General features: G+C 51.9%; 3 protein-coding genes and 1 tRNA gene. 1 reads left to right on the top strand and 3 read right to left on the bottom strand.

Translation table 11 applies throughout. From position 1 onward, the window contains the following. Window positions 1-65: 65 nt before the first annotated feature. Window positions 66-140, top strand: a tRNA-Gly gene (locus tag A918_RS0103800). A gap of 144 nt (window positions 141-284) precedes the next feature. On the opposite strand, the gene A918_RS0103795 is transcribed toward A918_RS0103800, so the two are convergent. From A918_RS0103795 to A918_RS0103785, 3 genes are read right to left on the bottom strand one after another with little or no spacing between them, the layout of a single operon-like run. Further along, window positions 285-1,133 carry a metal ABC transporter permease gene (locus A918_RS0103795; RefSeq protein WP_022709768.1) on the bottom strand — a complete coding sequence of 283 codons (849 nt, stop codon included), beginning with the start codon at window positions 1,131-1,133 and terminating at the stop codon, window positions 285-287. Further along, window positions 1,130-1,993: a metal ABC transporter permease gene (locus A918_RS0103790; RefSeq protein ID WP_022709767.1), complete on the bottom strand. Its 864-nt coding sequence runs from the start codon at window positions 1,991-1,993 to the stop codon at window positions 1,130-1,132. The genes A918_RS0103795 and A918_RS0103790 overlap by 4 nt, the downstream gene beginning before the upstream one ends. Further along, window positions 1,993-2,814: a manganese/iron ABC transporter ATP-binding protein gene (locus A918_RS0103785; protein WP_022709766.1), complete on the bottom strand. Its 822-nt coding sequence runs from the start codon at window positions 2,812-2,814 to the stop codon at window positions 1,993-1,995. Before A918_RS0103785 ends, A918_RS0103790 begins: the two co-directional genes overlap by 1 nt. Window positions 2,815-2,836: the final 22 nt, after the last annotated feature.

Below are 2,836 nucleotides of genomic sequence, written 5' to 3'. Positions count from 1 at the left end.
TTTCCTGTTGCAAATCACTCAGGCTTTTGCCATATAGCGCAGGCCTAACCAACAAACTGGCGCGAGCGGGTGTAGCTCAGGGGTAGAGCACAACCTTGCCAAGGTTGGGGTCGAGGGTTCGAATCCCTTCGCCCGCTCCAGTTTGGTTAAGCCTTCAAAAGCCGCGCACTGCGCGGCTTTTTGCTTTTCAGATTTCCGCTGCAATATAATTTTCAGCTCAAAAAATATGGCGCCGCACTCACATGCGACGCCTTGCCGGCAGAGAATCGTTTTCGGGCATGAAGTTAAGAGGAGAAAACCTGTCTCTCTGTACGGGCAACACGGCGACGGGCAATGATAAACGCCGCAATAAACACCAAGGTCATTAGCAAAACGATTGTTGGTGCAGGTGCACTGTCAATAAAGAACGAGACGTAAACGCCAAGCCCTGACGAAGCGACAGCCACAATCACCGCAACAATCAGCATGGAACTGAAATTACGCGTCAGCAGGAAGGCAATTGCCCCCGGTGCAATCAAAATCGCAATGGCCAGAATGATACCGACCGCTTTCAAAGCACCGACAATGGTCAGCGAGAGAATAGCCAGCAGACCATAATGCAGCAATCTGACCGGCAAACCCACAGCCTGCGCCTGCGCCGGATCAAAAGCATGCAGCAGCAGATCGCGCCATTTCAGCACCAGCAAACCGGTAACAATCACAGCAATGATTGCTGTTTCAATCATATCCTGTCTGCCGATACCTAGAATATCACCGAACAGAATGTGGTCGAGATGCACATCAGACTGCACCTTCACATACATCACCAGTCCGAGACCAAACATACCGGAGAAGACAACGCCCATAATGGTATCTTGTTTGATCCGGCTGTTTTCTTTCAGAAAACCCGTTGCCAGTGCACAGAACATCCCTGCTACGAAAGCGCCGATCGCCAGCGGAATATTAATGATATAGGCCAGCACCACACCCGGCAGCACCGCATGGGAAACGGCATCCCCCATCAGCGACCAGCCTTTAAGCACCAGAAAACACGATAATAATGCGGCCGGTATCGCGATCAGCATGGCAATGACCATAGCATTGACCATGAATTCAAAGCGGAACGGCATCATCAGAGTTTCAATCAGGCTCATGACTGCACCTCTGCTTTCAGAGTTTCAGCTGCCCGACGTCTTGCAGCCAGCATGCCATGCTTTGGCGCGAAAAAGAATGCCGCCAAAAAGATCAGTGTCTGCATCACAACAATAATCCCGCCGGTCGCACCATCGAGAAAATAGCTGATATAAGCACCGGTAAAACTGGTGAGCGTTCCGATGATGACAGCAATCGTCAGCAAACGCGGAAAGCGATCTGTCAGCAAATAAGCTGTAGCCCCTGGTGTCACCACCATAGAGATCACCAGAAATGCACCCACAGTCTGCAGCGCTGCAACGGTACAGGCCGACAATAGTGTGAAGAAAATCACTTTCAGCACAGTCGGGTTCAAACCGATAGAACGGGCATGACTTTCATCAAAGAAAGTCACCATCAGGTCTTTCCAGATGAACAGCAACACGACCAGCGATACAAAACCGATAATCGCCAGTTGCAGCGTATCCGCTGGTGTAATCGCCAGAATATTGCCCAGTACAATGGTCTGAATGCTGACTGCGGTTGGCTTCAGCGACACCATAAATAAGCCAAGACCAAAGAAGGATGTGAAAATCAGACCGATAATCGCATCTTCTTTCAGCTTGGTACGTTCATTGAGAAACAGCATCGCTGCCGCAGCCAAGCCACCGGAGAAGAAAGCACCGATCGCAAAAGGCAGGCCGAGCATATAAGCCCCCGCCACACCCGGTACGATGGAGTGAGACAGAGCATCGCCGATCAGCGACCAGCCTTTGAGCATCAGATAACCGGACAGGAATGCGCACACCCCGCCGACCAGCGCCGAAACCCACATGGCATTGATCATATATTGATAGGAGAACGGCTCAAGCAGCAGTTCCATTACTCTGCTCCCTTACCGTGGTTGTCCTGATACAATACCAGCGGCCGCTCATCATCGGTCAGAATATTCACCGGATGCGCTTTGCCTTTATCAGTATCATTGAGCACGAAATGGCGCAGAACACCGCCGAAAGTTTTCTCAAGATTGGCCTGCGTAAAGATGGTTTCCGTAGCGCCATAGGCCAGAACCGTGCGGTTCAACAGCACTGTACGATCACAGAATTCCGGAACACTGCCGAGATTATGGGTCGAGACAAACATCACCCGCCCCTCATCGCGCAGATCGCGCAGGAGTTTGATAATCGCTTCTTCGGTTTTGACATCCACACCGGTAAACGGCTCATCTAGCAGAATGACTTTGCCATCCTGTGCCAAAGCACGCGCCAGAAAGACACGTTTTTTCTGACCGCCGGAGAGTTCGCCTATCTGACGCTTACGGAAGTCACTCATGCCGACCCGTGCCAGCGCATCCGTCACCGCCTGATAATCGGCAGGTTTTGCACGGCGCATCATGCCCATATGACCGTAGCGACCCATCATCACCACATCTTCAACGAGAACCGGAAAATTCCAGTCCACATCTTCTGACTGCGGAACATAGGCAACGAGATTACTCTTGAGCGCCTGCTTTACCGGAAGCCCGAGAATCCGGATATCGCCTTTTGCCAGCCGCACAAAGCCCATCAGTGCTTTGAACAAGGTGGATTTACCGGAACCGTTCACACCCACCAATGCGGTAATTGTGCCGGTCGGAATTTCAAAGCTGGCATCACGCAGGGCCGTATGTCCATTGCGATAGGTTACTGTCGCGCCGCTCACCATAAGACCTGCTCCCCCCCCCCGG

This window comes from Pseudochrobactrum sp. AO18b, assembly GCF_000409565.1.
In the GTDB taxonomy this organism is placed as follows: Bacteria; Pseudomonadota; Alphaproteobacteria; order Rhizobiales; family Rhizobiaceae; genus Pseudochrobactrum; species Pseudochrobactrum saccharolyticum.
Note: the sequence above shows the minus strand (reverse complement) of the source record. Positions and strands in the feature narration are given on the sequence as shown.

What these genes read in the sequence shown, in the direction of transcription:
- A918_RS0103790 (WP_022709767.1), bottom strand. Translation starts at nt 1,993, where the DNA reads ATGGAACTGCTGCTTGAGCCGTTCTCCTATCAATATATGATCAATGCC.
- A918_RS0103785 (WP_022709766.1), bottom strand. Translation starts at nt 2,814, where the DNA reads ATGGTGAGCGGCGCGACAGTAACCTATCGCAATGGACATACGGCCCTG.
- A918_RS0103795 (WP_022709768.1), bottom strand. Translation starts at nt 1,133, where the DNA reads ATGAGCCTGATTGAAACTCTGATGATGCCGTTCCGCTTTGAATTCATG.